22 protein-coding genes are annotated in these 23,395 nt (G+C 72.7%); 9 read left to right on the forward strand and 13 right to left on the reverse strand.

The features are described from left to right. Positions 1 to 5: 5 nt before the first annotated feature. Entirely contained in the window at positions 6 to 599 is a 594-nt protein-coding gene (locus ACGFI1_RS14470; RefSeq protein WP_392785619.1) for a TetR/AcrR family transcriptional regulator, read from the reverse strand. A gap of 25 nt (positions 600 to 624) precedes the next feature. Here ACGFI1_RS14470 and ACGFI1_RS14475 point away from each other — a divergent pair, with 25 nt between their 5' ends. Both ACGFI1_RS14475 and ACGFI1_RS14480 read left to right on the forward strand, forming a co-directional pair. Continuing rightward, on the forward strand, positions 625 to 1,089 hold the full coding sequence (locus ACGFI1_RS14475; protein ID WP_392785621.1) for a nuclear transport factor 2 family protein: 465 nt from the start codon (positions 625 to 627) through the stop codon (positions 1,087 to 1,089). Positions 1,090 to 1,141: 52 nt separating this feature from the next. Next, a complete protein-coding gene (locus tag ACGFI1_RS14480; protein ID WP_392785623.1) occupies positions 1,142 to 2,065 on the forward strand; it encodes an NADP-dependent oxidoreductase in 924 nt (307 codons plus the stop codon). A 21-nt stretch (positions 2,066 to 2,086) separates the two neighbouring features. Here ACGFI1_RS14480 and ACGFI1_RS14485 read toward each other — a convergent pair whose 3' ends face one another. Beyond that, positions 2,087 to 3,730 (reverse strand): serine/threonine-protein kinase, encoded by a 1,644-nt coding sequence (locus tag ACGFI1_RS14485; protein WP_392785625.1) that lies wholly within the window; start codon positions 3,728 to 3,730, stop codon positions 2,087 to 2,089. Between the two features lie 48 nt (positions 3,731 to 3,778). Beyond that, complete coding sequence (locus tag ACGFI1_RS14490; RefSeq protein WP_386874246.1) at positions 3,779 to 5,368, reverse strand: AMP-binding protein; 1,590 nt, start codon at positions 5,366 to 5,368, stop codon at positions 3,779 to 3,781. 128 nt (positions 5,369 to 5,496) lie between these two features. Between ACGFI1_RS14490 and ACGFI1_RS14495 the strand changes: the two genes are divergently transcribed. The 5 genes from ACGFI1_RS14495 to ACGFI1_RS14515 all read left to right on the forward strand — a co-directional run bounded on the left by ACGFI1_RS14495 (position 5,497) and on the right by ACGFI1_RS14515 (position 11,041). Further along, positions 5,497 to 7,104 (forward strand): ABC transporter substrate-binding protein, encoded by a 1,608-nt coding sequence (locus ACGFI1_RS14495; protein ID WP_392785627.1) that lies wholly within the window; start codon positions 5,497 to 5,499, stop codon positions 7,102 to 7,104. 113 nt (positions 7,105 to 7,217) lie between these two features. Next, positions 7,218 to 8,066 carry an ABC transporter permease gene (locus ACGFI1_RS14500; protein WP_392785629.1) on the forward strand — a complete coding sequence of 283 codons (849 nt, stop codon included), beginning with the start codon at positions 7,218 to 7,220 and terminating at the stop codon, positions 8,064 to 8,066. Then, positions 8,059 to 9,096, forward strand: a complete 1,038-nt coding sequence (locus tag ACGFI1_RS14505) for an ABC transporter permease (protein WP_392785631.1) — start codon at positions 8,059 to 8,061, stop codon at positions 9,094 to 9,096. Before ACGFI1_RS14500 ends, ACGFI1_RS14505 begins: the two co-directional genes overlap by 8 nt. 8 nt (positions 9,097 to 9,104) lie before the next feature. Then, positions 9,105 to 10,079, forward strand: coding sequence for an ABC transporter ATP-binding protein (locus ACGFI1_RS14510; RefSeq protein ID WP_392785632.1), 975 nt, complete (start codon positions 9,105 to 9,107; stop codon positions 10,077 to 10,079). Further along, positions 10,079 to 11,041, forward strand: a complete 963-nt coding sequence (locus ACGFI1_RS14515; protein WP_392785634.1) for an ABC transporter ATP-binding protein — start codon at positions 10,079 to 10,081, stop codon at positions 11,039 to 11,041. Before ACGFI1_RS14510 ends, ACGFI1_RS14515 begins: the two co-directional genes overlap by 1 nt. A gap of 6 nt (positions 11,042 to 11,047) precedes the next feature. Here ACGFI1_RS14515 and ACGFI1_RS14520 read toward each other — a convergent pair whose 3' ends face one another. The 5 genes from ACGFI1_RS14520 to ACGFI1_RS14540 are packed head-to-tail and all read right to left on the reverse strand — an operon-like array spanning position 11,048 to position 15,589. After that, on the reverse strand, positions 11,048 to 11,854 hold the full coding sequence (locus ACGFI1_RS14520; protein ID WP_392785636.1) for an SDR family NAD(P)-dependent oxidoreductase: 807 nt from the start codon (positions 11,852 to 11,854) through the stop codon (positions 11,048 to 11,050). Next, positions 11,847 to 12,296, reverse strand: coding sequence for a nuclear transport factor 2 family protein (locus tag ACGFI1_RS14525; RefSeq protein ID WP_392785638.1), 450 nt, complete (start codon positions 12,294 to 12,296; stop codon positions 11,847 to 11,849). The genes ACGFI1_RS14520 and ACGFI1_RS14525 overlap by 8 nt, the downstream gene beginning before the upstream one ends. An 11-nt stretch (positions 12,297 to 12,307) precedes the next feature. Further along, positions 12,308 to 13,189, reverse strand: a complete 882-nt coding sequence (locus ACGFI1_RS14530) for an LLM class F420-dependent oxidoreductase (RefSeq protein WP_392785640.1) — start codon at positions 13,187 to 13,189, stop codon at positions 12,308 to 12,310. A gap of 10 nt (positions 13,190 to 13,199) precedes the next feature. Then, positions 13,200 to 14,672: an FAD-dependent oxidoreductase gene (locus ACGFI1_RS14535; RefSeq protein ID WP_392785642.1), complete on the reverse strand. Its 1,473-nt coding sequence runs from the start codon at positions 14,670 to 14,672 to the stop codon at positions 13,200 to 13,202. 5 nt (positions 14,673 to 14,677) lie between these two features. Next, positions 14,678 to 15,589, reverse strand: a complete 912-nt coding sequence (locus tag ACGFI1_RS14540; protein WP_301174712.1) for a VOC family protein — start codon at positions 15,587 to 15,589, stop codon at positions 14,678 to 14,680. A 146-nt stretch (positions 15,590 to 15,735) separates the two neighbouring features. On the opposite strand from ACGFI1_RS14540, the gene ACGFI1_RS14545 reads away from it, so the two are divergent. Further along, on the forward strand, positions 15,736 to 16,572 hold the full coding sequence (locus tag ACGFI1_RS14545; RefSeq protein ID WP_392785644.1) for an SDR family NAD(P)-dependent oxidoreductase: 837 nt from the start codon (positions 15,736 to 15,738) through the stop codon (positions 16,570 to 16,572). A gap of 81 nt (positions 16,573 to 16,653) precedes the next feature. On the opposite strand, the gene ACGFI1_RS14550 is transcribed toward ACGFI1_RS14545, so the two are convergent. Genes ACGFI1_RS14550 through ACGFI1_RS14565 form a run of 4 tightly spaced genes read right to left on the reverse strand, consistent with a single transcriptional unit; the run spans position 16,654 to position 21,407 of the window. Beyond that, the gene (locus ACGFI1_RS14550; protein WP_301174714.1) at positions 16,654 to 17,826 is read right to left on the reverse strand and encodes an acyl-CoA dehydrogenase family protein; all 1,173 of its coding nucleotides are present in this window, start codon (positions 17,824 to 17,826) and stop codon (positions 16,654 to 16,656) included. A 34-nt stretch (positions 17,827 to 17,860) separates the two neighbouring features. Continuing rightward, positions 17,861 to 18,874 carry a ferredoxin--NADP reductase gene (locus ACGFI1_RS14555; RefSeq protein ID WP_138635287.1) on the reverse strand — a complete coding sequence of 338 codons (1,014 nt, stop codon included), beginning with the start codon at positions 18,872 to 18,874 and terminating at the stop codon, positions 17,861 to 17,863. Continuing rightward, positions 18,871 to 20,541 (reverse strand): FAD-binding protein, encoded by a 1,671-nt coding sequence (locus ACGFI1_RS14560; protein ID WP_392785646.1) that lies wholly within the window; start codon positions 20,539 to 20,541, stop codon positions 18,871 to 18,873. Before ACGFI1_RS14560 ends, ACGFI1_RS14555 begins: the two co-directional genes overlap by 4 nt. Continuing rightward, positions 20,538 to 21,407 carry an alpha/beta fold hydrolase gene (locus ACGFI1_RS14565; RefSeq protein WP_364544818.1) on the reverse strand — a complete coding sequence of 290 codons (870 nt, stop codon included), beginning with the start codon at positions 21,405 to 21,407 and terminating at the stop codon, positions 20,538 to 20,540. The genes ACGFI1_RS14560 and ACGFI1_RS14565 overlap by 4 nt, the downstream gene beginning before the upstream one ends. Before the next feature lie 339 nt (positions 21,408 to 21,746). Between ACGFI1_RS14565 and ACGFI1_RS14570 the strand changes: the two genes are divergently transcribed. Next, positions 21,747 to 22,346: a flavin reductase family protein gene (locus tag ACGFI1_RS14570; RefSeq protein WP_138635284.1), complete on the forward strand. Its 600-nt coding sequence runs from the start codon at positions 21,747 to 21,749 to the stop codon at positions 22,344 to 22,346. 46 nt (positions 22,347 to 22,392) lie between these two features. Here ACGFI1_RS14570 and ACGFI1_RS14575 read toward each other — a convergent pair whose 3' ends face one another. After that, positions 22,393 to 23,340 (reverse strand): IclR family transcriptional regulator, encoded by a 948-nt coding sequence (locus ACGFI1_RS14575; protein ID WP_386874258.1) that lies wholly within the window; start codon positions 23,338 to 23,340, stop codon positions 22,393 to 22,395. Positions 23,341 to 23,395 lie beyond the last annotated feature (55 nt).

A 23,395-nucleotide genomic window follows, 5' to 3' on the forward strand; every position in this document is an offset into this window, starting at 1 on the left:
GCCGATCAGGTCCGCAGGCCGGCCATGATCGCTCGGAGGACGCCGGCCGCCTCGTCCCGTGCCCGGGCCGGGTCGGCGGCGGCCCCGGCGGTCATGGCCGCCTCGCACAGCGCGCTGAACAGCAGGCGCGTGAGCATGTCGATCGAGTCGACGGCGAGTTCGCCGGCCGCCGCGAGGCTCTCAAGGAGCGCGCGGACGGCGGGCAGCCCCAGTTCCGCGTCGAGTTCCCGGCACCGTTCGACGCCCAGCGCGGCCGGCGCCTGCTGCAGCAGGGAGCGGTGCGCGGCATCGGCGACCGTCCCGTCCATGTAGGCGTCCAGGGCCGCCATGAGCTGCTCCCACGGGGTCTCGTGCCGGGCCGCCGCCGCGGCCACCGCCTCCACCAGCCGGTTCTGGCCCTCGGTGAACACCGCCTCGAACAGGTGGGCCTTGTCGGTGAAGTGGTAGTACACCGACCCCTTGCTGACGCGCGCCGCGTCGGCGACGTCGTCGATCGTGGCGGCCGCGAAGCCCCGCTCGGTGAACAGCTCCCGCGCGGCCTGGAGCACCGCGCCCCGGGTGAGTTCCCTGTATTCGGCACGGCGGCTCTTGACGGGCATGCCGACCAGATTACAGTCTTCGACCATGAGTCAGTTTTCGACTGCCGGTCATGAAGAGGGCGGCCCGATGACGCCGGACGACTTCCCCGCCGTTTTCGCCGAAGGCTGGGCGCTGCCCAAGCCGGACGCCTTCCTCGACCGTTTCCGGCCGCTCATCCACGGCGAGGCGGTCTTCACCCAGCCGATGTTCCCCGACGCGCACGGGCGCTCCGAGGTGGAGGGCATGTTCCGGCGGCTGTTCGCCCTGTTCCCCGACATGGCGCTGACCGTCCGGAGCAGCGCGGTGCAGGGCGGCACCGTGTTCATCGAGTCCGACTGCACCGCGAACCTCGGGCGGAAGCCCGTCCACTTCCGGGTCTGCGACCGGTTCGCCATCTCCGGCGGGACGATCCGGTCCCGCGCCTCCTACTCCGACCCGCTCCCCGTGCTGCTCACCGGCCTCCGCCGCCCGTCCGGCTGGCCGCGGCTGCTCCGCTCCCGCACGACTTGACCTCAAGATTGGTCGAGGTCTTAGCGTCGTCCTTGATCGCTATTGATCACTGATGAAGGGGGACGTCATGAAGGCCATGGGTTTCGATGAGCCGGGCGGGCCGGACGTGTTGAAGACGCTGGAGCTGCCGGTGCCGGAGCCGGGACCGGGCGAGGTGCGGGTGCGGGTGCGGGCCGCCGGGGTGCAGCCGTACGACCTGGCCGTCCGGGAGGGCTGGTCGCCGCCCGGAACGCCGGAGGGTTTCCCGCGCGTGCCCGGCAACGAGTTCGCGGGCGTGGTCGACGCGGTGGGCCCGGACGTCACCGGGACGCGGCCCGGCGACGAGGTGCTCGGCTACTGCCTCTTCCACGCCTACGCCGAGTACGTCGTCGTCCCGGCGCAGGCGCTCGCGGCCAAGCCCGCGAGCATGCCCTGGGAGGTGGCGGGCGGCTTCCCCGCCGCCGTCATGACTCCGCACATCGCGCTGGAGGAGATGGGCGTCGGGCCGGGCACCACGCTGCTCGTCCACGCGGCGGCGGGCGCGGTCGGGACGGTGGCCGTACAGCTCGCCCGCATCGCCGGGGCGGCGGTCATCGGCACCGCGAGCGAGGCCAACCACGACTACCTGCGCTCGATCGGCGCGGCCCCGGTCGCCTACGGGGACGGCCTGGAGGAGCGCGTCCGCGCCCTCGCCCCGGACGGCGTCGACGCCGCGCTCGACGGCGCCGGCGGCCACGCCCTGGATGTGTCCCTCGACCTCGTCAAGGACCGCGACCGCGTCTTCACGCTGGTCGACCACCACCGCGCCGAGGAACTGGGCGTCCGGACGACGCCGCACAAGCGCTCGGCGTCCCGCGTCGCGGAGGCCGCCCGCTTCTACGACGAGGGCCGCCTGCGCATCCACGTGCGGGCCGTGTTCCCCCTCGACCGCGCGGCCGACGCCCACCGCGAGGTCGCCACCGGCCACGGCCGCGGCAAGGTCGTCCTCCTGACCTGACCGCCGGGACGGGCGGGGCGGTCAGACGATGCGGGTGCAGAGGGTTCGGCCGCGGATCTCCCAGTCGACCCTTCTGCCGCCCGGCGGGCAGGAGGACGCGGTGGTGTACGCGGTGATGCGGAGGACGTAGTCGTAGTCCTCCGGAGGGGCTTTCCCGCACGGCCATGAGGTCATCAGGTCGGAGTTGCTGATGGCGACCGTGTTCTCCTCCGCGCCCTTGTCTGCGAGGAAGCATTCGCCCGTGTGGAACTGGCGCTGCACGCAGAGGGCGATCTCGTCGTCCTCCTCGCCATGGGTCCACCACAGTTCGCCGTCCAGTTCGCCGCGCTCGCCCCTGGAGCACTCGCCGTGGTCGCGGACCACCTTGTACACCTTCATGTAGGCGTCCGGGCGGCCGCAGCCGACCGCGCGCGGCCTGGTCCTGCTCCATTTGCCGGACGGGCGCTCGTAGGCGTCCAGGCAGTCGCCCGGCGAGATCTTCTCGAACGCCTTGCGGACGGGGTCGGGGGCGGCGGAGGCGCTGTCGGACGCACTCGCCGTCTCCGACGGCTGAGGGGTGGGCGTCGCAGAAGGGGTGAGGGACGTCGCGGCGGTCGTGGCCCCGGCGGCGGGGGCGGTCGGCGCCTCGCCGCCGCTCCCGAGGGCCCAGACGGCGAAGGCGACCAGCAGGACGCCCGCCAGCGCCGCCGCGGCCGCGAGCAGCGGGGGTTTCGGGCGGCCGAGCGGCGGGATCCGCGGCGCGCTCCCCGGCGGCGGCGCCACCACCTCGGTCTCCGCCACGCGCGTGGCGATCATCGTGGTGACGGGTTCCGGCAGCGCGGGGTCCTCGTCCTGGGCGAGCGCGGAGCAGCGGTCGAGGAACTCCGCCGGGGCGGGCCGGTCGGCGGGGTCCTTCGCCAGGCCGGCCGTGATCAGCGGGAGCAGCGGCTCCGGCACGCCGGTCAGGTCGGGCTCCTCGTTGACGACGCGGTAGCCGAGGGCCTCGATCGGCCCGTCGCCGAACGGGCGCCGCCCGGTGGCGGCGAACGCCAGCACGGCGGCCAGGCAGAACACGTCGCTGGCCGGGCCGACCTCGCGCCCCCGGAGCTGCTCGGGCGACATGAACCCGGGCGTGCCGACGGTGCTGGTGGTGGTCTGCGAGGCGGCGTCGAGCGCGCGGGCGATGCCGAAGTCGATGATGCGGGGCCCGTCCTGCGCGAGCAGCACGTTGCCGGGCTTGAGGTCCCGGTGGACGACGTTGCGCTCGTGGATCGCCATGAGGCCCTCGGCGAGGCCGGCGCCGAGTTCCGCGACCGCCGAAGCGGAGAACGCGCCGTGCTCGGTGACGGCCTCGTGCAGCGACGGGCCCGCGATGTACTCGGTGGCGAGCCAGGGCGGATCGGCGTCGGCGCGGGCGTCCACCACCTGCACGGTGTGGATGCCGCCGACGCGCCGCACCGCGGCGACCTCCGCCTCGAACCGGCGGCGGAACTGCGCGTCCTCGGCGAGGTGGGGGTGGATCACCTTGACCGCGACCGGCCGCCCGCCCTTCGAGCGGCCCAGGTAGACGCGGCCCATGCCGCCCGCCCCGAGCCGTGCCAGCAGCCGGTACTCGCCGATCTTCTTCGGGTCGCCCGCCTGGAGCGGTTTCAGTTTCTCGCTCGACACCCGCACGCCCTCCCGCACCCGCCGATGATCAGGATCCTGTCAGATGACGATCTCGGGCAGTGCGGCTCAGGTCAGTTCGTAGGTGCCGTCGCGGTACTCGTAGACGGGGTCGGGGGTGTTCCAGGCCGCGTCGCGGAGGGTGCGTTTGATCACTTTGTTGGTGGGGGTGCGGGGCAGGGCGTCCACCAGGCGGAGGTAGCGGGGCGTCCACTTCGTGCCCAGGTCCGGTTGGGCCGCCAGGAAGGCGGTGAAGGACGCGGGGTCGAAGGTGCGGCCCTCGGCGAGCGTCACGGCGGCCATCACCTGGTCGCCCACGTGCGCGTCCGGGACGGCGTAGACGGCGACGTCGGTGAAGGGCTCGTAGCGGGCCAGGAGGCGTTCGACGGGGGCGGCGGCGAAGTTCTCGCCGTCCACGCGCAGCCATTCGTCGTCGCGGCCGGCGAAGTACCAGTAGCCGTCCTCGTCGCGGTAGGCGAGGTCGCCCGACCACGTCCAGCCGTTGCGGACGCGCTTCGCCGTCGCCTCCGGGTTGTTGTAGTAGCCCTCGAACTTGCCGGCGCCGTCGGTGTCGACGATCTCGCCGATGGCCTCGGCGGCGTTGAGCAGCGTGCCGTTCTCGTCGAACTTGGCGCGCGGGCACTCCTGGAGCGTGTCCGGGTCGATGACGAGGGTGCCGGCCTCGGCGACGCCCAGCGAGCCCCGGGGCGTGCCCGGGACGCGGTTCAGCCGGATCTCGCCCTCGCTGGAGCCGTAGGAGTCGATGACCCTGCAGCCGAAGCGGCGCGCGAACTCGGCGATGTCGCGCTCGTTCGCCTCGTTGCCGAACGCGATGCGCAGCGGGTTGTCGGCGTCGTCCGGCCGCTCCGGGGTGGCCAGGATGTAGTTGAGGGGCTTGCCGACGTAGTTGAAGAACGTGACGCCGTGGCGGCGGACGTCCGGCAGGAAGCCCGAGGCGGAGAACTTGCGGCGCAGCACGATGCGGCCGCCCGTCGCGACGGCGGGCGCGATCCCGGCCATCAGGGCGTTCGAGTGGAACATCGGCATGACGACGTAGAAGACGTCGTCGCGGGTGAGCGCGCGGCGGTCGCGCTGCTGGACGGCGATCCGGCCGAGCCTGCCCTGCGAGCAGATGACGGCCTTGGGCGCCGAGGTCGTGCCGGAGGTGAAGACCAGGGAGAAGATCGTCTCCGGGGAGACGGTGACGGGCGGCGCGGGCTCGGCGGCGGCCAGGCTGTCGCGGTAGCCGGGGGTGTCGACGGTCAGCGTCCGGATGTCGGCGAGGCCGTCGAGCAGCGGCGCGCGGGACGTCTCGGTGACCAGCAGCCCGCAGTCGGTGTGGGCGATGTCGCGGGCCAGTTCGGCGCCCCGGCGGGTCGGGTTCAGCTCGACGACCGGGATCCCCGCGAGCGCCAGGCCGAGCAGCCAGAACAGGTGCTCGGGGCCGTTCTCCAGGAACAGCCCGGCGTGGCCGCGCAGCCCGCGGACGAGCCCGGCGCGGCGCCGGGACTCGGCGACCACCTCGCGCCACGTCCAGGACGCGTCCTCGAAGGCCAGGGCCGTGCGGTCGTCGCCGGCGCGGGCCGCGACCAGCTCCGCGAACGCGGTCTCGCGGCCCGGGCGGTCGTCGCCCAGGACGGCGGTCTTCTCCTGTTCCACGCCGACCACGGTGGCCACCGCGGGCACCGACTGTGATCCAGATCCCACTCAGCGGGACCGGGGGTGCACTCGATGCGGACTGCCCTGTTTATGTCGTTCCGGCCCGACATAAAGGCAGCAGGAGGACTGTGAAGACTTCCGGGAAGAGCCGCCGCGCCGCCGGGCTCCTCGCCGTCGCGGTGATGGCGTCGGCGTGCGCGTGGCAGAGCGGCGGCGAGGGCCGGGACGCCGGCGCCGGGAAGCCCGCCGAGTACAGGGTCGGCATGATCGGCGACGCCGGGGGCGAGAAGCCCGCCGAGGGCGGCACGATGACGTTCGCGGCCTACGCCGAGGCCGGGCTGCTCGACCCCGCCGAGACGATCGTCGCGGGATCGACGGGCGGCGTGGAGATGGCCGCCATCTACGACGTGCTCATGCGCTGGGACGGCAAGACCGGCGAACTCCACCCGCAGCTCGCCAAGGACCTCAAGGCGAACGGCGACGCCACCGAGTTCACGCTCGGCCTCCGCGACGGCGTCACGTTCAGCGATGGGACGCCGCTGGACGCGCAGGCCGTGAAGTGGAGCATCGAGCGCTACGTCAAGAAGGGCGCCGACGAAGCGGCGCTCTGGAAGAACAACGTCACGGCCGTCGAGACGCCCGACGACCTGACCGTGGTGTTCAAGCTCGCCCACAAGTGGCCGACGTTCCCGTTCATGCTCACCACCGGGCCCGGGATGATCGTCGCGAAGTCGTCCGACGCGAAGGGGAAGTTCACCCCGGTCGGCGCGGGCGCGTTCACGTTCGAGAGCTACAAGCCGAAGGAAGAGACCGTCCTGAAGGCGCGGGCCGACTACTGGGACGGCAAGCCGCACCTGGACCGCATCCGGATGGTCTACGTCGACGACCCGAACGCCGCGCTGGACACGCTGAACACCGAGCGGATCCAGTCGGCGTTCCTGCGGGATCCGGTCGTCGTCCAGAAGGCGCTGAAGGACGGCAAGCACGGCTACCTGAGCATGGTCGCGCTCGGCAACGTCGCCGTCATCAACGCGACCCCCGGGCATCCGGGCGCCGACCCGCGCGTCCGTAAGGCCATGCACTACGCCATGCAGCCCGAGGTCATCTACCGGCGCGCCTATCCGGGGACGGGCCTCGCGAGCAACGCGCTCTTCCCCGAGTTCTCGGTCTGGCACACCGGCGTCAAGCCGCTCCCCTACGACCCGGACAAGGCCCGCGAGCTGCTCAAGCAGGCGAAGGCCGACGGCTACGACGGCAAGGTCACCTGGCTGGACGCGCAGGACCCCGCGTCCCGCACGACGGCCCTCGCCGCCAAGGCGATGCTGGAGAACGTCGGCTTCGACGTCGAACTCGACCTGGTCCGCTCGATCGCCGACCAGATCACGAAGGTGTCGGTCCGCAAGAGCTACGACGTGTCCGGCTGGGGCATCAGCTGGCGCGAGGCGGGCCCGTTCGGCCGCATGTACGCGACGCTGCACGGCAAGGGCAACCTCACGGTCGGCATGCCGACGACGCCGAAGATGTCCGCGCTGATCGAGGAACTGCGCGGCGCCGGGTCGCTGGAGGACCAGCGCGCGGTCATGGGCCGCGTCCAGGAGCAATGGAACGAGGACGTCCCCGCGCTGGTGTTCGGCCCGCAACCCGAACTCGTCGCCTGGACGGACGACGTCCACGGCGTCGTCGGCACCGTCAACAGCATGGTCCTGCTGGACGACGCATGGCTCGCGAAGGGCTAGGGGGACGAGATGGCGCGTGATCTTGTGCGGCGGCTCGTCGAGCTGGTGCTGGTCCTGCTGATCGTGAGCATGGGCACGTTCGCGCTGGTGGACCTGATGCCGGGCGCCCCGCGGTGGTGGTGCTCGGCGAGGGCCACACGGCGGCGGAGTACGCGGCGCAGCGGGAGGCGATGGGGCTGACCGACCCGCTGCCCGTCCGGTACGGGACGTGGCTCGGGGACGCGCTGACCGGCGACCTCGGCACCTCGTTCGTCCCGCCGAACGGCGAGGTCGCCGACCGGGTCGCGGCGGCGCTGCCGGTGAGCGCCGAGTTGGCGGTCCTCGCGATGCTGATGGCGCTGCTGCTGGCGGTACCGCTGGCGATGTGGTCGGCGTACCGGGCCGGCGGCCTCGTCGACCGGATCGTCAGCGCCGGGACGTTCGGGATCCTGTCGGTGCCGAGCTTCCTCGCCGGCATGCTGCTGATCGCGCTGTTCGCCGAGCGGCTCGGCTGGTTCCCCCGGCTGGAGTGGGCGCGGCTCGGCGACGGGATCGGCGACAACCTCTACCACGCGTTCCTCCCGGCGCTGACGATCGCCCTGATGGAGACGGCGACGTTCACCCGCGTGCTGCGCGGCGACCTCATCACGACGCTTCAGGAGGACTTCATCCTGTCGGCGAAGGCGAAGGGGATGACGCCGGTCCACGTGCTGGTCAGGGACGCGCTGCGCCCCTCGTCCTTCTCGCTGATCACGCTGATGGGGATCAGCCTGGGCCGGCTCATCGGCAGCACGGTGATCGTGGAGTACCTGTTCGCGCTGCCCGGTATGGGCACGCTGATCATCGGCGCGGCGGACGCCGGCGACGTGCCGATGGTGCAGGGCGCGGTGCTCGTGATCGCGCTGATCTACGTGCTGGTGAACGCGCTGATCGATCTGTCCTACGGCCGGCTCGACCCACGAATCAGGCGGGCACATGTCTGACATCTCCGTAGCGCCGGCCGCGTCGCGGCCGGCGGGCCGCTGGTGGGGCGGGGCCCTGGCCGTCGCCGGGCTCGCCGTGTTCGGGCTGTCGGTGACGGTCCTCGCGGGCGACGGCTGGACGCAGGCCGCCGCGGTCGTCGCGGGCCTCGCCGCCGCCTACGCCGGGCTGAACGCGGCCGGGCGGGACCTGTTCGGCGCCTCCTTCGACCTCATGTTCTGGCTGTGCGCGGTGTGGCTCGTCCTGCTGGTCGGGGCGGCGGTCCTGGCGCCGGCGCTGCCGCTCGGCGAGCACCAGGACATCGTCAAAACGCTCGGGACGCCCGGCATGGCCGTCCCCGACCTGTCCACCTCGCACCCGCTCGGCACCAACAACTTCGGCCTCGACCAGCTGTCCCGCGTCGTCTACGGGGCGCGGTCGTCGCTCGTGGTGTCGCTCGGCGCGGTCGCGATCGGCATCGTCGTCGGCGGGACGGTCGGGATCGTCGCCGGCTACTTCGGGCGCGCCACCGACGCGGGCGTCGGGGTGCTGACGAACGCGCTGCTCGCCGTGCCGCCCCTGATCCTGCTCATCGCGCTCGGCACCGTGCTGGAGCCGAACCTGCGCAACATCTCCGTCGCGCTGTCGCTGCTGGCGATCCCCAGCATGATCCGGATGGCGCGGGCGAGCACGCTGGCGTTCGCGCAGCGCGAGTTCGTCACGGCGGCGGAGGCGATCGGTGCGTCCCGGTGGCGGATCATGACGCGGGAGCTGCTGCCGAACGTGCTGCTGCCGCTCGCGTCCTACGGCATGGTGATGGTGTCGGTGCTGATCGTCGCCGAGGCGTCGCTGAGCTTCCTCGGCCTCGGCGTCCAGCCGCCCGCGCCGTCCTGGGGCAACATGATCGCCGAGGGCGAGGAGAATGACGCCTTCACCCGGTACCCGCACATCGTGCTGGTGCCCGGCATCACGCTCTTCCTGACCGTCTTCGCGTTCAACCTCATCGGCGAGAAGGCCCGCAAGCGCTGGGACCCCCGCCAGGCGAAGCTCTAGGAGCGGTTATGAACGACAGCCCCCTTCTCACGGTCGAGGACCTGCGCACCGAGATCCGCACCGCCCGGGGCCCGCTCAAGGCCGTGGACGGCGTGTCCTTCACCGTCCGCCCCGGCGAGATGTTCGGCATCGTCGGCGAGTCGGGCTCCGGCAAGTCGGTGCTCGGCCGGACCGTCATGGGCCTCTACACCTCCGGGCCGACGATGACGGTGTCGGGCAAGGTCGTCCTCAACGGCAAGGACGTGCACGCGCTCTCGGCCGCCGGGCGCCGGCGGCTGTGGCGGTCGGAGGTCGGGATGGTCTTCCAGGACCCGTCGACCGCGCTCAACCCCGTCAAGAAGGTCGGCCGGCACCTCACCGAGGGCATGCGGGGCCTGTCCCGCGCCGCCGCCCGCGACCGGGCCGAGGAGCTGCTGCGGCTGGTCGGCATCCCCGAGCCGCGCCGCCGCCTCGGCCAGTACCCGCACGAGCTGTCCGGCGGCATGCGGCAGCGCGTCGTGATCGCGGTCGCGCTGGCCGGCGAGCCGTCGCTGCTGATCGCGGACGAGCCGACGACCGCGCTGGACGTCACCGTGCAGAAGCAGATCCTCGACCTGCTCGGCCGGCTCCAGGCGGAGCTCGGCACGGCGATCATGCTGATCAGCCACAACCTCGCGGTCGTCGCCGGGCGCGCCGACCGGGTCGCGGTGATGTACGCGGGACGGCTCGCGGAGCTGGCCCCGGCCGAGGCGCTGTTCGGCGGCCCCCGCCACCCCTACACCGAGGCGCTGCTGGCGTCCGTGCCGCGCCTCGCCGACCCGCCGCACTCCCCGCTCCAGGCGATCGACGGCGCCCCGCCGAACATGGCGGCGCCGCCGCCCGGCTGCCGGTTCGCGCCCCGCTGCCGGTACGCGACGGCGGCCTGCGGCACGGCCCCCGACCTCGTCGCGGACGGCGGGCACGCCGTCGCCTGCCACCACCCCGTCAGCATCGGAGGCGCCTGATGGCCGGCACCGGAACCACCCACCTGCGCGGCGGCGAGCGTGTCCTGTCCGTCGAGGACCTCGTCGTCGAGTTCCCGGCGGGACGCGGCCGGACCGTGCACGCCGTCTCCGGCATCAGCTTCGACCTGCTGGACGGCGAGACGCTCGGCATCCTCGGCGAGTCGGGCTGCGGCAAGTCCAGCGCCGGGCGAGCGGTGATGCAGCTGCCGCCGCCCACCGGCGGCTCGGTGAAGCTGAACGGCGCGGAGCTGACCGGCCTCGGACGGTCCGCGCTGCGCGAGCGGCGCCGCCGGATGCAGATGATCCTGCAGAACCCCGTCGCCGCGCTGAACCCGCGCCGCAAGGTCGCCGACCTCGTCGCCGAGGGGCCCGTGGTGTGGGGCGGCAAGCCGGACCGGGCCGCGATCGAGGCGGCGCTGGAGGCGGTCGGCCTCGACCCGGCGACCGTCTGGGACCGCCGTCCGCACGAGCTGTCCGGCGGGCAGTGCCAGCGCGTCTGCATCGCCCGCGCGCTGCTGCTCGACCCGCGCGTGCTGATCTGCGACGAGCCGGTGTCGAGCCTGGACGTGTCGGTGCAGGCGCAGATCCTCAACCTGCTGGAGGCGACGCGGGAGCGGCTCGGCCTCAGCATGATCTTCATCGCGCACGACCTCGCCGTGGTGAAGAACGTCAGCGACCGGATCATGGTGATGTACCTGGGGAAGGTGTGCGAGGTCGTCCCGTCCGGCGCCCTGGCCGGGTCGGCACTCCACCCCTACACGCGCCTCCTCCTCGCCTCGGTCCCGGACGCGCCACAGGACGCGGCGGAGCAGGAGCAGTCGGAACTACCGTCCCCGATCGCGCCGCCGAGCGGCTGCCGCTTCCGCACCCGCTGCCCCCTCGCCACCGACCGCTGCGCCGAGGAAGAACCGAAACTACGCCAAACCGCCGACGGCCACCACGTGGCCTGCCACCTGGTCTGAGCCGGCTCAGGCGCGGTGGGGGCGGTTCGTCCAGCCCTGGTCGTCGGCGCGGACGAACCAGCCCGACGCGGCGAGCGTGCCGCCGTCCACCGGGATCGTGTGGCCGGTGACGAACCGGGCGTCGTCGGACGCCAGGAACGCGACGACGGCGGCGTAGTCGTCGGGTTCGCCGAAGCGGGCCAGCGGGACCCAGGTGTGCTCCAGGCCCTCGTCGTAGCCGCGCCGCATCCACTCGACCGGGGTCTGCTCGGTGTTGGCGAGGTCGGGCGCGATGGCGTTGACGCGCACGCCGTGCCGGCCGACCGCGACCGCGAGGCTGCGGGTGAACGCCGACACGCCCGCGTTGAACGCCGAGTACACCGGGTGCTGCGGGATGCCGCGGAACGCCTCGACCGTGGAGTTGTTGACGATGCTGCCGGAGCGCCTCTCGATCATGCCGGGGAGCAGCGCGTGGGTGAGCTTGAAGACGTGCAGCAGGTTCAGTTCGTAGAGGCGCTGCCACTGGTCGGGCGTGCTGTCCTGGAAGGACGGCGCGGCCGGGCGGAAGTCGCCGACGTTGTTCACCAGGACGTCCACGCGGCCCTTTGCCGCCGCCACAACCTTCGCGACGGTCTCGTCCTCGACGATGTCGCCGATGACGGTGACGCAGCGGCCGCCCGCCTCCTCGATGGCGGCCTGGGCGCGGGCGGCGGCGTCCGCGTCGATGTCGTTCAGGACCACCAGGTCGCCGCCGGCGGCCAGGCGGCGCGAGATCGCGCCGCCGATGCCGAGCGCGCCGCCCGTGACGACGCTGACCCGCGGGCTCTCACTCACCGCGCCACCTCCGGACGGGACGGGTCTCGATCGAGTCGATGCGCTGCTCGCGCCGGGCGATCCGCCAGGTCTGGCCGTCCAGCCGGTAGGTGTCGGTGTAGCGGCAGTGCCAGACGAGGTCGGAGACGGTGCCGTCCTCCCGCTTCGTCAGGTGGTGGGCGACGCAGGCGATCTCCCCGGTGGCCGTGCCCGGCTCGGAGCCGACGTCGAACACCTGCCCGGCGAGGGCGTGGAACGTGACGGGTATGCCGTTCAGCACCGACAGCGTCGCGGTGATCTCCTCGCGGCCGCTGAAGGCGCGCACCGGGTCGAGGTCGCGGGGGGCGTCGGGCAGGACGAGCACGGCGTCCTCGGCGAACAGGGCCGCCATCGCGTCGATCTCGCGGCGGTCGGCGTGGAGGGCGTACCGGGCGACCAGATCGCCGAGGGCGATCTGGTCCACGACTCCCAGCGTCATGCCAGGCCCAGGCGCTCGGCGCAGGCCGACAGCTCGTCCTTGGCCTCGTTCAGGTCCGTGGTCGGGTTGCCGCGCAGGACGAGGCGGCTCGCGCCCCGGGCCGCGAGCTTCTCCGACTTCTCCGGGGTGATCCCGGCGAAGGTGTGCCCGAGCGTCAGTTCGAGGGCGTCGGGGTCGCGGCCGCTCTTCTCGGCCTCCTCGCGCATCAGCGCGACGAGCGCGCGCAGCTCGTCACCGGCGACGCCGAGCGGCTGGAGCCCGTCGCCGTACCGGCCGGCGCGGCGCGCGGCGGCCTTGGTGTGCCCGCCGACGTGGATCGGCACGCCGCCCTCCTGGACGGGCTTCGGGTAGCTCATCGCACCCTTGAACTGGAAGAACTCACCGTCGTGGGCGGCGCCCTCGGGGGCGGTGTCGGCCCACAGCTTGCGCAGCACCTGGAGCTGCTCGTCGGCGCGGCGGCCCCGCGAGTCGAAGTCGGCGCCGCACGCCTCGACCTCCTCGCGCATCCAGCCCATGCCGACGACCAGCCGCAGCCGCCCACCGGACAGCGCGTCGACCGTCGCGAGCCGCTTGGCCAGCACCACCGGGTGGTGGTTCGGGAGGACGAGCACGCCGGTGGCGAGCCCGATCCGCGAGGTCTGCCCGGCGAGGAACGCGAGCAGGTCCAGCGGGTCGGGGATGTCCAGGTCGTCGGCCAGCTCCATCTTCCCGGACGTGTCGTACGGGTAGACGCTGGAGTAGCCGCTCGCCACCACCGCGTGCTCGACCGCGCCGACCGACTCGAAGCCGCAGACCTCGGCGTGCCGGACGTACGCGCCGATCCAGGCCGGATCGGCGGTCACGCCCGCTGCGACGGGGAGCAGGACGGCGTACTTCATGCAATACCTCTCAGTTCGAAGATGCGGCGGCGGCGCGTCCGGCGCGGCGGCCGAAGAACGTGCCGTCGCCGAGGGACGTCCCGCTGATGTAGCCCTCGCCGTGGATGCCGGCGGCCGTGCGCCCCGCGGCGTACAGGCCGGGGATCGGCTCGCCGGAGTGGTTGCGGACCTCGCCGTCCACGGTGGTGTCCAGGCCGCCGAGGGTGAACCCGGCGGCGCCCGTCCCGGCGCCGTGCTTGCCCGCGCCGAAGAACCCGTCGGCCGGGTCGATCGCCGCGAACGGCCCCTTCAGCGGGCGCAGCCACTTGGGGTCCTTGTGGAAGTAGGGGTCCTCGCCCCGCTCCGCGAACCGGTTGTAGGTCTCGACGGTCGCCTCCAGCGAGCCGGGCGGCAGGCCGAGGGACTCCTCCAGCTCGGCGAGGGTCTCCGCCGCGTGCTTGGGGCGGACGCCCCACATGTCGGCCTCGGAGATCTCGTCGTGCCCGGTCTCGTCGATGATCGCCCAGTAGGGTCCGGGCTGGTGCTGGACGGCCCGGTGGCTGAACAGGCCCGGGTAGACGTCCTCGTTGATGAAGCGGCGGCCGAGGCCGTCCACGAGCATGCCCCGGCAGATGACGGCGGGGTTGGCGGTGAGCGCGATCTCCACGGCGGCCATCCGGCGGGTCGCGGCGCCGAGCGCGGTCGCCATCCGGATGCCGGACCCGTCGCTGCTGCCGTCGCTGACCTTGTCGTGCCCGAGCAGCACCGGGGCGTGGTCGGCGAGCATCTCCTCGTTGTCGACGAACCCGCCGGAGGTCAGGATGACGCCCTTGCGCGCCCGGTACACGACCGTGTCGGCGAACTTGCGCGCGACGACGCCCGTGACGCGGCCGGAGCCGTCCACGACGAGGTTCGTGGCATAGGTGTCCTGGTGGGTGACGGCGCCCGCCTCCGCGACGGCCGCGATCAGCTTCTCCATCAGGATCCCGCCGGCGAACATCGGGGTCTCCGGCCGGTGGCCGCGCGGCGCGGGGCGGGCGATCGTGTTGTACGGCCAGGCGTTCTCACCGAGCCACATCAGGCCGTCCTCGGTGTACGGCATCCAGCACGGCGCCTCGAACAGGCTCTCCTTGAACGGGACGCCGCGCGCGCGGAACCACTCGAAGTGCTCCACGCTGCCGTCGCAGTACAGCCGCAGCTTCTCCTCGTCGGCGTGCGGGCCGAGCGCCGCCTTGAGGAAGGCGAACATGTCGTCCGGCGTGTCGTCGAAGCCGCACGCCTGCTGCACCCGCGTGCCGCCGCCGAGGTACAGCTCCCCGCCGGACTGGGCGGACGTCCCGCCGGGGCCGCTCGACCGCTCCAGGACGAGCACGTCGGCGCCCGCCGCCGCGGCCTCGTACGCCGCGGCGGCGCCGGCCGCTCCGAAGCCGACCACGAGCACGTCGCACTCGTGGTCGAACTCCACCTCCGCGGCGCCGACCGGCTCCACCGAGGGCTTGGCCATCGGCGTCAGCCCTTCTTCCGCGGGGTGAACGCGGCCAGCGGCTCGGACCCCGACCAGTCGTGGCCCCAGTAGCTGTCCTTCGTGATCTCCTCGGCGGTGTAGTACGTCTCGTCCACGAGCATGCCCTCGCAGCCGTACTCGACGTCCCAGCCGCCGGGGGCCCGGACGTAGAACGACACCATCTTGTCGTTGGTGTGCCGGCCGAGCGTGGAGGAGATGGAGAAGCCCTTCTCCTTGACGGTGTCGAGCGCGATGCCGACCGCGTCGAGGGTGTCGACCTCCACCATCAGGTGGACGAGGCCCGGGTCGCCGTCGTGCGGGGCCGGGCAGATCGCGAGGCTGTGGTGCCGCTGGTTGACGCCCATGAAGCGGATGCGGACGGCGCCGCCGCCGACCTTCATCGCGCCGCGCGGCAGGAACCCGAGGACCTCGTTGTAGAACGTGACGGTCTCGGCGAAGTTCGGCGTCGGCAGGACGACGTGCCCCATGCCCATCGGGCCGGTGACGAACGTCTGCGCGAAGCCGGTGCGGACCGGGCTGTGGTCGAGCACCGGGCCGAAGAACACCTCGACGGGCGTGCCGCCCGGGTCGGTGAACGCGATGACCTCCTCGGCGTCGCGCTCCGCGGCCTCCTCGGCCGACAGCGCCGTCACGGCCGTCCCGGACTTCTCGACGGCCTCGCGGACGGCGGCCAGCGCGAACTGGTCGCGGACCTCCCAGCCCACGGCCAGCACCCGGTCGCTGTCGCCGGGCAGCACCTGCAGGCGCGACCGGCGCTCGTCCATGCGCAGGTACAGGCCCTCGGGATTCGGGCCGCTTCCCTCGGCGAATCCGAGCCCGTCGAGGGCGAACTCGCGCCAGCGGTCGATGTGGCGGGTCTGGACCTTGAGATAACCCAGCCCTCGGATCTGCGTCACTGTCCTCGATCCCTTCGGTGTCGCGGCCCGCGCGGACGGCGGTCAACGCTCAACCTGCCAAACGCGGTGGTGGCGCGCCCGCGGCTTCCCGCTGAGTGAGAGTCGCGCGGCGGCCGCGGCCGGGCGGCCGGTGTCATCATCCTGTGATGACAGCAACGAGGCCGGTCGCGCTGGTGACCGGGGCGAGCCGGGGAATCGGCCGGCGGACGGCGCTCGCGCTGGCCGCCGCCGGGCACGACGTCGCGTTCACCGCGCGGACCGTCGCGGAGGGCGAGGGCCGGATCCCGCCGCGGCAGGGCACGGCGGCGGCGATCCCCGTCCCCGGCAGCCTGGAGCGGACGCGGGCGGAGATCGAGGCGCTCGGCGCGCGGGCCCTGCCCGTGCGCATGGACCTGCTCGACCGCGGCAGCGTCCGGGCCGCGGCGCGGACCGTGCTGGACGCGTGGGGACGGATCGACGTCCTGGTCAACAACGCGGTGGCGCACATCCCGGGCACCCACGAGCGGTTCCTCGACCTGGACGTGGACGTGGCGGAGCAGGTCGCCGCAGGCAACTACCTGAACCAGATCGTCCTGCTCCAGGCCGTCCTCCCGGCGATGGTGGAGCAGGGCGGCGGGACGATCGTGAACCTGTGCTCGGGGTCGGCCACCAGCGACCCGCCGGCGCCGCCCGGCGAGGGCGGCTGGGGCGTGGCGTACTCGGCGTCCAAGGCGGCCTTCGGACGGCTCGCGGGCGCGGTCAACGCCGAGTACCGGGGGCGCGGGATCCGCGCGTTCAACCTCGACCCCGGCTTCGTGGTCACGGACGCGGGCGCCGCGCGCGGCGGGATCGACGCGCTCAAGGGCAAGGGCTTCGAGGCGACGCCGGAGGAGGCCCCGGGCGCGGCCATCGTCTGGCTGGTCGCGCACCCGGAGGCCGAGAAGTTCCTGGGGCGGGTCATTTGGACGCCCAAGCTCGTCGCCGAACTCGGGCTCCTGGACTGACCCGATTGGAAGGCGTGCCGTGGTCGTGAAGGCGCTCCGACCACGGCACGCCGTCTAGGGGGCGGGGGATCTGGAGGACGGTCAGATCATCGAGCGCATCGGGCCCTGGGGCGGCTCGATGTCCAGGTCCGTCAGGGCGCTCACGTGGTAGACGGAGCCCGGCACGTGGATCGCGTGGGCGAGGCCGACGTGCGCGTCCCGCCAGAAGCGCTGGATCGGGTTGTCGTTGCGCATCGCGTTGCCGCCGGAGCGGACGACGATCTCGTTCATCGCCTGGCAGGCCCGCCACGCGGCCCGCACCTGGGTGCGGCGGCCGGCGGCGCGCTCGGCGAACGTCGGGACGTGCCCGGCGGCGACCATGTCGTACATCCGCGAGCAGTTGTCGAGCAGCGCGGTCCGGGACGCCTTGATCTCCTCGGCCGCCTCGCTGATCGCGTACAGCACGTACGGGTCGTCCTTGATCTTGGTGCCGGTGATCTGGACGCGGTTGCGCTGGTAGGCGAGGTGGTGGTGCAGCGCGCCCTCGGCGATGCCGATCACCGCGGAGGTGATGCCGAGCGGGAACACGCAGGAGAACGGCATCAGGTAGGACGGGTTGGTCAGCCCGGCCTCGCGCGGCGCGGACCCGTCGACGACCTTGGAGTACTCCAGCGTCCGGTAGGCCGGGACGAAGGCGTCCTTGACGATGATGTCCTTGCTGCCGGTGCCCTTCAGCCCGGCGACGTCCCACGAGTCCTCGACGATCTCGTAGTCGGAGCGGGGCAGGATCATGTGCAGCGACCGCGGCGGCTGCGCCATCTTGCCCTCGTCGTCGCCGAGCATCGCGCCGAGGAAGATCCAGTCGCAGTGGTCGGTGCCGGAGGAGAACTGCCAGCGGCCGTTGAAGACGTAGCCGCCGTCGACCGGGCGGGCGATGCCCATCGGCGCGTACGGGGACGCGATCCAGGTGTCGGGGTCGGCGCCCCAGATCTCCTCGCGCACCTTCGGGTCGGCGTAGGCCATCTCCCACGGGTGGACGCCGACGATGCCGGCGATCCAGCCGGTGGAGCCGTCCAGGGACGCGATCCCCATCACCGTCTCGGCGAACTCGCGGGGGTGGACCTCCAGGCCGCCGTACTCCTTCGGCTGGAGCAGCCGGATCGCGCCGGCCTCCCGCAGGATCGACGCGGCCTTGTCGTCCAGCCGGCCGAGGGCCTCGTTGGCCGGCCCCAGCTCGCGGATCTGCTCCGCCCTCTCCATGATCGTGTCAAGCACGCGGTTCGCCATCGCCTGTCTCCCGTGATGTGTTTCAGCCGTCGTAGGTGATCTTCAGCCGGTCGGTGACCGGCCTCGCCTGACAGGCGAGGATGAGGCCGTCGGCGAGATCCTGCTCGTCGAGGACCGTGTTGGCGTCCAGGGTGACCTCGCCCTCCAGCCGGATGCAGGCGCAGGCCGAGCAGTTGCCCTCCCGGCAGGAGAACGGGGCGTCGACGCCGGCGCGCAGCAGCGCGTCGAGGAGGCGCTCCGACTTCGCCCAGGGGACGGTGCGGGTCTCCCCGTCCATCTCGACCTCGACCTCGCCGGCGTCCCCGGTGTCCTCCGGGGGGTCCTCGGGCTCCTCGAAGGGGTCGTTCTCCAGCGAGAAGAAGCGCTCGACGTGGACGCGGACGCCGAGGTCGGTGAACGTGCCGGTGACGAGGTCCATGAAGATCTCGGGCCCGCACACGAACGCCTGCCGCCCGGTGTAGGGCGCGGCCAGCGACCGCAGGACGGCCGGGGTCGGCAGCCCCTGCACCGACTCCAGCAGGTGGACGACCGTGAGCCGGTCGGGGTGCCGCTCGGTCAGCTCCCGCAACTCGGCCGCGAAGATCACCGACTTCTCGTCCCGGTTCGCGTACAGCAGCGCGACCTTGCCGGTCCCGCCGGCCAGGCACGACTTCAGGATCGACATCACCGGGGTGATGCCGCTGCCGCCCGCGACGAGCAGCAGGTCCTCGTCGAGCGACGCCGGGGTGAACGTCCCCGCCGGGCGCAGCACCTCCAGCACGTCGCCGGCGGTGACGTTGTCGCAGATCCAGTTGGACCCGAGACCGCCGGCGACCCGCTTGACCGTGACCTTCAGCCGGTCGTCGGTGAGCGGCGAGCTGCACAGCGAGTAGCAGCGCGCCGCCCAGCCGTCCTCGGCCGGGACCCGGACCGTGAGGAACTGCCCGGGGCGGTAGGCGAACCGGTCCCGGTCGCCCTCGGCGGGTTCGAGGACGAGCGAGTGCGCGTCGGCCGTCTCGCGGACGACCTCCACCACCCGCGCCTTCAGAGCCGTCATGACCGTTCCGGGGCCTTTCCGGCGGCGTGCCGCGCCGCGATGTAGCCGAACACGATGGACGGGCCGATCGTCGCGCCGGGGCCGGCGTACTCGTTGCCCATCACCGACGCCGACGAGTTGCCCGTCACGTACAGGCCCTCGATGACCGAGCCGTCCTCGCGCAGGACGCGGGCGTGCTCGTCCGACACGAGGCCGCCCTTGGTGCCGAGGTCGCCGACCTCCATCCGGAAGCCGTAGTAGGGGCCGCCCTCGATGACGTCCAGGTTCGGGTTCTTCAGGTTGGGGTCGCCGTAGTAGCGGTCGTAGGCGGAGTCGCCGCGGCCGAACTCGGGGTCCTTGCCCGCGCGGGCGTACCCGTTGAACTTCCGGACGGTGTCGGCCAGCGCGTCCGCCGGGACGCCGATCTTCCCGGCGAGCTCCTCCAGCGAGTCCGCCTTGAACGCGATGCCCTTGTCGTAGAACGCCTTCGGGATCGGCGCGCCCGGCAGGACCTGCGCGAACGGGTAGCGGGCGCGGGCCTTGGCGTCCATCACGAACCAGCACGGGACGTGCCCGCCCTCGAGCTGGTCGTGCACGAAGTTGACGTAGGGGGCCGACTCGTTGGTGAACCGGCGGCCGTCCTGGCCGACGATCACCGACCGCGGGATGCACCGCTCCGACAGCAGCGGGATGACGGCGCCGGCCGGGTGCCGGACGGCCGGCATCCACCAGGCGTCGTCCATCAGGTCCAGGGCGCCGCCGACGCTCTCGCCGGCGCGGATGCCGTCGCCGGTGTTCTCGCGGGCGCCCATCGCGAAGTCCTCCTGGCCGCCCTTCGGGAGGTACTTGTCGCGCATCTCCTGGTTGTGGTCGAACCCGCCCGTCGCGAGCAGGACGCCCTTGCGGCCGCGGATGCGGACCGTCGCACCGTCGCGGGTCGCGACGATCCCGGTGACGCGGCCGTCGTCGTCGGTGACCAGCTCGGTCATGGTGGTCTTCAGCCAGAGCGGGATCCCGGCGTCCTTCAGCGCCATCCGGAGCCGGGCGGCGAGGGCCCGGCCGCCGGTCGACATGTGCCGGCGGCGGACCATGTTGGACGAGACGCGCCACGCCGCGACCAGCGACGCGCGCCGGCCGGCCCAGGTGCGCTTGGCCATCGCGAGGTCGTGGTAGTCCTTCGCGGTGATCCACAGGCCGAGCGGGCCCTTCATGCTGTTCGGCCGCTGGTACTTCTCGTCCTCGCCGAGCTTGCGGGTGTCGAACGGCTTGGCCTCGATGGACCGGCCGAGCGGGCGGCCGCCCTCGTACTCGGGGTGGTAGTCGGCGTAGCCCTTCGTCCAGAAGAACTGCATCCACTTGCTCTTGCCGATGAGCTCCATCGCGGCGGGGCCGTTGTCGATGAAGGCGTCCAGGCGCTCCCCGGGGACGCGGCCCTGCGTGAGCTCGTCCAGGTAGGCGCGGATCGACTCGCGGCTGTCGTCGTGGCCGCGCGCCTTCAGCGTCGGGTTGTTCGGGATCCAGATGCCGCCGCCGGAGACGGCGGTGGAGCCGCCGAACCGCTTGCCCTTCTCGACGATCAGCGCGGACATGCCGACGTCGTGCGCGGTGAGCGCGGCGGTCATCCCGCCGCCGCCGCTGCCGACGATGACGAGGTCGTACTCGTGGTCCCACTCCACGCCGTCGCTCATCCCTGCTCCTTGGTGGTCAGGAAGGCGAGGACGGCGCTCTCCCACGCGGCCTTCTGCTCGATCATCACCCAGTGCCCGCAGTTCGGGAAGATGTTCACCTGGACGTCGGGGATCGTCCGCATGGGGATGAGCGCCATGTCGACCGGGCTGACCCGGTCGTCCCGGCCCCACGTGATGAGGGTCTTGGCCTTGAGCTTGTGGAGCATCGCCCAGTAGGGCGGCTCGTCGGAGGCGGCCATCGCCTTGGCGCGGGCGGCCATCGCCTTCGACCCGTACATGCGGCGCGCGGCGGCGAGGGTCTCGGGGTCGGTGGCCTGCCGCCAGCGCTCCTCGATCATCTCCTCGGTGACGATCCGCGGGTTGTAGACCATCGAGTGCAGCCAGCGGACGAGGCGCTCGCGGCTCGGCTCGTCGGTGAACTCCATCAGCAGCTTGATGCCCTCGCCCGGCGACGGGCTGAAGACGTTCCGGCCGATGCCGCCGATCGTGACGAGGCGGCCGACGCGGTCGGGGTGCTCCAGCGCCACCTGGGCGCCGATGATGCCGCCCATGGAGTTGCCGATCACGTCGACCTGGGATAGGCCGAGGCCGTCCAGGAAGCGGATCACCGAACCGCCGGCGGCCATCATCGGGTGCTCGTCGGTCGGGTCGCTGACCCCGAAGCCGGGGAACTCCAGGACCAGGCACCGGAAGTGCTCGGCGAACCGGGCGAGGTTGCCGCGGAAGTTGCGCCAGCCGGTCACGCCGGGACCGGACCCGTGCAGCATCAGCAGCGGCGGGCCGTCGCCGGCCTCGTGGTAGCGCAGGACGCCCTGGTCGGTGGCGAGCTCGCGCAACGTCGACTCGTAGGTCAGCTCCGCAGGCATGATCTCCCAGTCCTTCGACGGTGGCTTGACGTGAACGTAATTCTGGTCGGGGCAAGGTCACCCCGCGGATCCCGATCAGCGGGACGCGGGTCTCAGCGGGGCCGTCCGAGGGTGCCTCCGCGCGCGCTTCCACTCATCGGGATCGGTGCGCGCCGGCCGTCCGGGGCATGCCTACGGTCGGCCTCGACCGGCGCCGGGAACGGCACCGCTCCGACCCTGCTTATCGGACATTGCTGCTTATAGGGCATTGTTCACGGACATGTTGTTGTTGAACCTGGACGTCGACGACGAGGGACGCTGACGGGGACCGTCCCGCCCACCGAGCCCCGAGGGGAACAGATGCCTGCCGAGCCAGCGCTGACCGCAGAGAACGGCCGCACGCCCTCCGACGCCGCCGCGCCGGACCCGGCGGAGTTCCGGAAGGCCATGGCGGAGTTCGCGACCGGGGTCACCGTGATCACGGCCTGCGAGGGCGGCGAACCGGTCGGGTTCGCCTGCCAGTCGTTCGCGTCGGTGTCCCTGGAACCGCCGCTGATCCTGTTCTGCGCGGACAAGCGCGGCCGGTCCTGGCCGCGGATCCGCGCGGCGGAGCACTTCTGCGTCAACGTGCTCGGCGAGGAGCAGCGCGACCTGTGCGAGCGCTTCGGCTCCAGCCGGGGCGCCAAGTTCGAGGGGCTGGACTGGGGCGTGTCCGCGTGGGGCGCGCCCACGCTGCCGGACGTCCTGCTGGCCGTCCACGCCGTCGTCCACGACGTGCACGAGGCCGGCGACCACGAGGTGGTGATCGGGCGGGTGCTGCAGGTGGAGCGGCACGACGTCCGGGACGGCGCGTGGCGGCGGCCGATGGTGTTCTTCCGCAGCCGGTTCGGCGTCGGCGAGCCGGACGCGCCGATCGCCCCGGACCCCTGGGGCCTCGGCGACCGGTGGGGCTGGGGCTGAGCCCCGCCCCCGGCACCGCGGCGCCGGGCGCCGTCTCCGGGGCCGCTCACATCCAGTCGCCGCGTCCGTCCACGGCGAGCAGCCGGTTCATCGTCTCCGGCGACCAGGTCGGCGCCTCGCCGGCGCGGCGGATCCCGCGCCGGCCGCGCGGGCGGTCGGCGCCGGGCGCCGAGCCGGGGAAGAGGATCTGGGCGGTCTCGCGGGCGGCGGTGACCACCAGCGGGGCGACGTTCTCCAGCGGCGTCCGGATGTCGCCGACCAGCGAGATGCCGGCGACCGGGCCCTCGGCGCTGCGGATCGCGGCGGCGACGCAGGCGATGCCGGGGAACGACTCGCCGCGCTCGAACGCCAGCCCGCGGCGCTGCCGGATGCGGTGCAGCTCCTGGTGCAGCGTGCCGAGCTCGCCGATCGTCCGGTTGGTGAACCGGGTGATCTCCGGGCCGAGCAGCGCGTCGACCTGCTCGGGCTCCAGCCAGGCCAGCATCGCCTTGCCGAGCGCGGTGCAGTGCGCCGGGGCGCGCCCGCCGACCCGCGACGGCACCGAGGTGGCGAGGCGCCCGCCGAGCTTGTCCAGGTAGAAGACCTCGGCGCCGTCCAGGACGGCCAGGTGCGCGACGAGCCCGGTGGTGACCTGCAGCTCGTGCAGCAGCGGCGCCGCCGCCTCGCGGATCTTGCCGTGCCCGCCGTCCTGCCCGCCGAGGCCGAGGGCGCGCTGGCCGAGGCCGTAGCCGAACGAGTGGTGCGCGAGCCAGCGCTGCCGGACGAGCTGGTCCAGGATGCGGTGCGCGGTCGAGCGCGGCAGCCGGGTGCGGCGCGCGACGTCCTCCAGGGTCAGCCGGGCGGTGGGCCCGTTGAACGCGTCCAGGATCAGCGTCATCCGCTCGATCATCGACGGCGGCGACTCCCGCCGCGCGCCGCTCAGCTCCGGACCCGTGAGGCCCTCCGCCGTCATGGCCTCCGGCGTCGCTGCCCCGCGAATCATCGCCTCGGTCATCGCACCTCCCAGAACATGACTGAAATGAATTCTTGTTACCTGGAATGTAGCAACC

Source organism: Actinomadura geliboluensis, assembly GCF_043197915.1.
Lineage (GTDB): Bacteria > Actinomycetota > Actinomycetes > Streptosporangiales > Streptosporangiaceae > Spirillospora > Spirillospora geliboluensis.

Coding starts and splice junctions, on each gene's coding strand:
- ACGFI1_RS14470 (WP_392785619.1), bottom strand. CDS start 599: ATGCCCGTCAAGAGCCGCCGTGCCGAATACAGGGAACTCACCCGGGGC.
- ACGFI1_RS14475 (WP_392785621.1), top strand. CDS start 625: ATGAGTCAGTTTTCGACTGCCGGTCATGAAGAGGGCGGCCCGATGACG.
- ACGFI1_RS14480 (WP_392785623.1), top strand. CDS start 1,142: ATGAAGGGGGACGTCATGAAGGCCATGGGTTTCGATGAGCCGGGCGGG.
- ACGFI1_RS14505 (WP_392785631.1), top strand. CDS start 8,059: ATGTCTGACATCTCCGTAGCGCCGGCCGCGTCGCGGCCGGCGGGCCGC.
- ACGFI1_RS14510 (WP_392785632.1), top strand. CDS start 9,105: ATGAACGACAGCCCCCTTCTCACGGTCGAGGACCTGCGCACCGAGATC.
- ACGFI1_RS14515 (WP_392785634.1), top strand. CDS start 10,079: ATGGCCGGCACCGGAACCACCCACCTGCGCGGCGGCGAGCGTGTCCTG.
- ACGFI1_RS14530 (WP_392785640.1), bottom strand. CDS start 13,189: ATGAAGTACGCCGTCCTGCTCCCCGTCGCAGCGGGCGTGACCGCCGAT.
- ACGFI1_RS14535 (WP_392785642.1), bottom strand. CDS start 14,672: ATGGCCAAGCCCTCGGTGGAGCCGGTCGGCGCCGCGGAGGTGGAGTTC.
- ACGFI1_RS14545 (WP_392785644.1), top strand. CDS start 15,736: ATGACAGCAACGAGGCCGGTCGCGCTGGTGACCGGGGCGAGCCGGGGA.
- ACGFI1_RS14555 (WP_138635287.1), bottom strand. CDS start 18,874: ATGACGGCTCTGAAGGCGCGGGTGGTGGAGGTCGTCCGCGAGACGGCC.
- ACGFI1_RS14560 (WP_392785646.1), bottom strand. CDS start 20,541: ATGAGCGACGGCGTGGAGTGGGACCACGAGTACGACCTCGTCATCGTC.
- ACGFI1_RS14565 (WP_364544818.1), bottom strand. CDS start 21,407: ATGCCTGCGGAGCTGACCTACGAGTCGACGTTGCGCGAGCTCGCCACC.
- ACGFI1_RS14570 (WP_138635284.1), top strand. CDS start 21,747: ATGCCTGCCGAGCCAGCGCTGACCGCAGAGAACGGCCGCACGCCCTCC.
- ACGFI1_RS14575 (WP_386874258.1), bottom strand. CDS start 23,340: ATGACCGAGGCGATGATTCGCGGGGCAGCGACGCCGGAGGCCATGACG.